The sequence below is a fragment of the Nostoc sp. NOS(2021) genome (genome assembly GCF_017115025.1).
Taxonomy (GTDB): domain Bacteria; phylum Cyanobacteriota; class Cyanobacteriia; order Cyanobacteriales; family Nostocaceae; genus Nostoc.
The window spans coordinates 1-5,172 of sequence record NZ_JABXKM010000319.1 but is presented as its reverse complement, the minus strand read 5'-3'; the positions used below and the strand labels follow the sequence as shown (position 1 = coordinate 5,172).

The 5,172-nt window shown below is 43.6% G+C and carries 4 protein-coding genes; 3 read left to right on the top strand and 1 reads right to left on the bottom strand.

Translation table 11 applies throughout. The features are described from left to right. The first annotated feature begins 19 nt into the window (after positions 1-19). Both rnc and HWQ41_RS31025 read left to right on the top strand, forming a co-directional pair. Complete coding sequence (gene rnc, locus HWQ41_RS31030) at positions 20-739, top strand: ribonuclease III (RefSeq protein WP_292771603.1); 720 nt, start codon at positions 20-22, stop codon at positions 737-739. A gap of 116 nt (positions 740-855) precedes the next feature. Further along, positions 856-1,914 carry a Gfo/Idh/MocA family oxidoreductase gene (locus HWQ41_RS31025; RefSeq protein WP_292771600.1) on the top strand — a complete coding sequence of 353 codons (1,059 nt, stop codon included), beginning with the start codon at positions 856-858 and terminating at the stop codon, positions 1,912-1,914. A gap of 19 nt (positions 1,915-1,933) precedes the next feature. On the opposite strand, the gene HWQ41_RS31020 is transcribed toward HWQ41_RS31025, so the two are convergent. Then, the gene (locus HWQ41_RS31020; RefSeq protein WP_292771598.1) at positions 1,934-4,063 is read right to left on the bottom strand and encodes an ATP-binding protein; all 2,130 of its coding nucleotides are present in this window, start codon (positions 4,061-4,063) and stop codon (positions 1,934-1,936) included. A 294-nt stretch (positions 4,064-4,357) separates the two neighbouring features. Between HWQ41_RS31020 and HWQ41_RS31015 the strand changes: the two genes are divergently transcribed. Continuing rightward, positions 4,358-5,050, top strand: a complete 693-nt coding sequence (locus HWQ41_RS31015; RefSeq protein ID WP_292771595.1) for a RibD family protein — start codon at positions 4,358-4,360, stop codon at positions 5,048-5,050. The last annotated feature ends 122 nt before the right edge of the window (positions 5,051-5,172 follow it).

The following is a 5,172-nucleotide window of genomic DNA, read 5'->3' as shown; positions in this document are numbered from 1 at the left end:
CCTTTCCCCTTGTCATGTAATGCCCCTTGCTTATCCACGCCGTCAGCGGCAACTCGAAAGTTTAGTCCAAAAATTTGGTTTGTCGCTAGAAGCACCTATAAAGTGGGAACTGCTAGATTTAGCGCTCACTCATCCCACTGTCTCTGATTCGGCAAATTATGAACAGCTAGAGTTTGTTGGCGATGCAGTGGTGCGGCTAGTGTCGGCTGTTGTGTTATGGGAAAATTATCCCGATTGTCCAGTAGGGGATTTTGCGGCAATTCGTTCGGTGTTGGTGAGCGATCGCATCCTCGCCCAATTGGCAAGAGTTTATGGTTTGGAGTTATACTTACTAGTCGCTGGCAGTGCTACTGCTGATAAAGTTGGTCTAGAGTCACGACTGGCAGATGCTTTTGAAGCTGTTCTGGGTGCGCTTTACTTAAGCACTCAAAATCTGGAACTGATCCGCTCTTGGCTAGATCCCCACTTTCAAGAACTAACCACAGAAATTCGCCTCGATCCTGCCAGACTTAATTACAAAGCTGCTCTCCAAGAATGGACTCAGGCACAATTTAAAGTTTTACCAGAATATCGGGTTGTGGAAGTCAGTCAACCGTACCGCAATCAAGAACGTTTCATGGCTGAAGTGTGGCTGCACGGAAACAAGCTAGGAGTTGGTAAGGGACGCTCGATCAAAACCGCAGAACAAGCCGCAGCTAAGGTAGCTTTTTTAGCAATTTATAATCCGCAAATAGCCTGAGCTTAAAAGAAGGGGGATTAGTCGATAATCAGTTGATTGTCAGTGGTCATTTGTCCCTCGTCCTTTGTATACAAATAACTAATGACAAATGACAAATGACTAATAACTAATGACTAATGACAAACCAAATTAAAATTGCTGTCATCGGAGTTGGGCGTTGGGGAGTGCATCTGCTACGGAATTTCTTAGCAGATCCCCAAGTAAATATAGTTGCTGTAGTAGACCCCCATCCAGAAAGATTAGCGGCGGTAAAGCAGCAGTTGAACTTAGATGAAAATGTAGTATTAACAACACAGTGGGAGGATTTAAAGAAAGTGCCAGGGTTGACAGGAGTGGCGATCGCTACTCCAGCTACCACCCACTATGCTTTAATTAAAGACGCTCTCCAACAGGGATACCATGTTTTAGCAGAAAAACCCCTAACTCTCGACCCAGCAGAATGTCGGGAACTTTGCCATTTAGCAGAGCGGCATCATTTGATACTCATGGTTGACCATACTTATTTATTTCACCCAGCAGTTGAGCGAGGAAAAAGTGTAGTACAAGCGGGTAAATTAGGAGATTTACGCTATGGCTACGCCACCCGTACCCATTTGGGCCCTGTGCGGCAAGATGTTGATGCGCTGTGGGACTTAGCCATTCACGATATTGCTATCTTTAACGCTTGGCTGGGTCAAATTCCTGTGAAAGTACAAGCAACGGGTACGGTGTGGCTACAGGGAGCAGGGGGGCAGGGATTAGCTGACCTAGTATGGCTGACACTAACATACCCAGATGGCTTTCAAGCTTATATTCACCTGTGCTGGCTGAATCCTGATAAACAGCGACGGCTGGGGATTGTGGGTAGCCTTGGCAGCTTGATTTTTGATGAAATGTCACTATCATCACCTCTAACTTTGCTACATGGAGAGTTTGAACAGCAGGGCAATCAATTTATTCCTGTAAATCAAAGGCAGATAGTGCTGGAATTAGAAACAGGCGAACCATTGCAGCGGGTTTGCTCCTGCTTTGTTGTCTCTATTCTCAACAATACTCTCTCAGAGGTTTCGTCTGGCTGGGTAGGTACTGAGTTAGTAGAAATTCTTGCTGCTCTAACAGTATCACTTGGGCAAGGGGGCAAACCTGTTTTTCTAAATGATCGTCAAGGATCAAAAGTAATAACCAGTGACTCTTGAATATGGACTTTTGACTAAATTACCTCTTGAAAGTCCCATTTGCACAAACTCCTCCTTTTGGAAGACTTATCAGAATAGTTTGCAGCGGCGAAAGACGAATCTCGCAAGTCTCTTTCCCAAGTAGCAACAGGGATTTCGGGAAATTCTCTTTGTCTACCTCTGCTTTCACAGATTTGTTGATCCCCAAAGAAGGGCTTCCCCCAGACTCCTGTAGGCTAGGGTAGCGGCTTGCTTTTGCCCCCTCATTCCCAGAGGAAAATCCCAGATCCCCTACATTTTCTTCTTTCTTTAGAACAGCTAACAGCGAGATATCAATCAAAGGAATAGTAATCTTTAGTGTCGTACCTTGATGAAGTCCCGCACTCTCAAGAGAAATGCTGCCTCCCATGAGTTCAATTAAGTTTCGTGAAATCGCTAGTCCTAGTCCAGTACCTTCAAACTGGCGCGTGGTTGTGCCATTCACCATCACAAAGGGGCGAAATAGTTTGTGCTGTTGAGTTGGATCGATGCCTATACCTGTATCTTTGACAGCAACTACCACCTCAGATTTACCATTACTATATTGAAGTTCTGTACTAATGGTGATGCTTCCGGTGTCGGTGAACTTAGTGGCGTTGCCGATAACATTAATCAGCACCTGCTTCAATTTTGCCGCGTCTGCCTTAATTGGTATCGCTTGGGGTTCTAACTCACATTTCAATTGCAAGCCCTTTTGTTGAACATTAACTGATTGTAAATTAATCACCTCTAACAATATTTGTCGGAGGTCAATAGGTGTGCTGACGACTGAAAGCTTACCTGCTTCGATTTTAGAAATGTCGAGTAAATCATTAATAATACCTAGCAAGTGAATCGTTGTTTCATCGGCACGTTTGAGAAACTCCATTTCTTCTTCCCGGTCATCACATAACCCATCTTCAACCAGGCGAATACAGTTAATAATAATATTTAATGGGTTTCTCAATTCATGGGAAGTCGTAGCCAAAAACTGGCTTTTAATCTGGTTAGCGGTTTTTGCTTCTTTCCAGGCTATTTCCAGTTCTTCTGCCCCAGCTTTCAGCCGTTCTACCATTTGGTCTAATGCTTGGGCCAGTTGATTGAATTCCCGGATTTGAAAATTGTGCGGAACTGGTTGTGCGGCGTGGTGAGAGTGAATATTGAGAGCGTAGTCTCGCAATTCTTCTACAGGACGTGCCAAGTAAGGAGCTAGATATAGGGATGCTAACAAACTTGCACCAATCAAACCAACTGTTAAAACGATAAGAATTAGTTTGATTTCCTCTAAACCAAAAAGCGCATTCTCGACACTAGTAACAGCTAAGACTATCCATTTTTGCTGCTGCTGTTGGGTGAGTGGATTTGCAATAGCTGTATAGCCAGCTACTAATTCTTTCCCCTCTGTAAAAGACAAATTTATCGAATCGTTTCGTCCCGCAATGGCATTTTTAATTATGCTCTTGAGTTCGGAAGAATTTGGGTGCTGATTAATATTAGTTCCCACCCAGTCTGTGAGTGGGTGCGCCAAAATTGTGCCATCTTCAGCAATCACTACCATAGCGCCTGTGAGCGATCCCGGCGGATTTCTGGTTTGTTGGTACAATGCAGACTGAATACTTAAGCTGTAAACTAAATTTCTTCGGCTATCGGAGACTGGTGCAGATAACACTAATTGCAGTTGATTTTGGGTGTTTCTTTTTCCAGTCATTCCTGCTTTTGGTGGGAAGATTGCTTTGACATCAATTCCATCACTAGGCAAAGGTAATCTCAATTCTCCAATTGCTTGATCCCCACAGCTACTGGCAATTATCTTCTGGTTTAGCAGATTCGTTAATTGGATGCACTCAATATTGGCTGGAAGTTGTTGCCTTAACTGCGTGAGAATTTCTTGCTCTTGTATCGGCGAACCCGACGGAATCACGGTTGTTTTACTTACACTCAACAAATTAGCTTTTAAGATAGCGATCGCATCTCCAATTCTCTCCCCTTTACTGATGGCACTTTCTGTTAAATTTTGACGTGCAGTTCGCAATATGCTAGAACGTGCCTTATTCAAGGCAACAATCTCGCCTGTAAGTAATACTGGGACAAACAGCAGCAATATTCTCGTTACTAAAATTCGACGAAAGGAAGATTGGCGGGAATTAGTCATCGAGTGTCTCACTTTGCACCTGCAAACCACAACAGCAAAGATATGCAATTAGACGAGCTAGATGAGACATTTTATTAAATTATCAGAATTTTATTTTCAATGTTTAAAAATAACAAATTGCTATAATTCAAAAAGAAACGTGGTATACCAAAACTCATATATGCTAGATGTAGAAGCGATTTGTGTTGCATATGAATACAGTGGTGAAATTGTAAAACAGTAGCTTGCAGGCATGGATTTTTTTGATAATCTACACACGATCAAAGAAAATATTCAAACTATCAAATCAATTTAATGTTGCAACATCGTCCTCATACTACAGTCGTTTTAGCAATGAGTGCAGATGGCAAAATAGCAGATTTTAGGCGATCGCCTGCTCGGTTTGGCTCAAGGGTTGATAAAGCACACTTAGAAAAACAAATCGCTGCCTCTGATGCCGTTTTATTCGGTGCTGGTACTTTGGATGCCTACGGAACAACACTCACTGTAACAGATCCAACTCTAGTGCAACTCCGGGCACAAGGAGGGAAGCCTCCGCAGCCAGTTCATATAGTGACTACACACTCTGCAAACCTCAATCCGGAAATTCACTTTTTTAAGCAACCAGTTAGACGCTGGTTACTCACGACAACAGAAGGAGCATTTTCCTGGAAAGGACGCTCCGAATTTGAGCAGATTCTGGTTTTTGAAACACCAACGGGAGAAATTGACATTCCCGCAGCTTTGAAACATCTAGCCACTCTACATATAACACGCTTGGCGGTCTTGGGTGGAGGTGAATTAGTCGCTTCCTTGCTGGGATTAGATTTAATCGATGAATTATGGCTGACTGTCTGTCCGCTGATTTTAGGTGGTAATACCGCACCCACACCCGTCGACGGGAAAGGATTTTTATCCGATTTAGCTCCCAAGTTGCAACTTCTAGAAGTTAATATCGTTGAGCAAGAAGTGTTTTTGCACTATCGCCTGCAACCACCAGCAGATTAGATTACGCTAAATAAGGGATTGGGGACTGGGGATTGGGCATGGGGCATGGGTTATTTTCCTTATCCCCGTTGTCCCTCACTCTCTACTCCCCAGTCCCCAGTCCCTACTCCCCAGTCCCCAAT

Excerpts from the sequence above, each read along its gene's own strand:
- rnc (WP_292771603.1), top strand. The coding sequence starts at position 20 with ATGCCCCTTGCTTATCCACGCCGTCAGCGGCAACTCGAAAGTTTAGTC.
- HWQ41_RS31015 (WP_292771595.1), top strand. The coding sequence starts at position 4,358 with ATGTTGCAACATCGTCCTCATACTACAGTCGTTTTAGCAATGAGTGCA.
- HWQ41_RS31025 (WP_292771600.1), top strand. The coding sequence starts at position 856 with ATGACAAACCAAATTAAAATTGCTGTCATCGGAGTTGGGCGTTGGGGA.
- HWQ41_RS31020 (WP_292771598.1), bottom strand. The coding sequence starts at position 4,063 with ATGACTAATTCCCGCCAATCTTCCTTTCGTCGAATTTTAGTAACGAGA.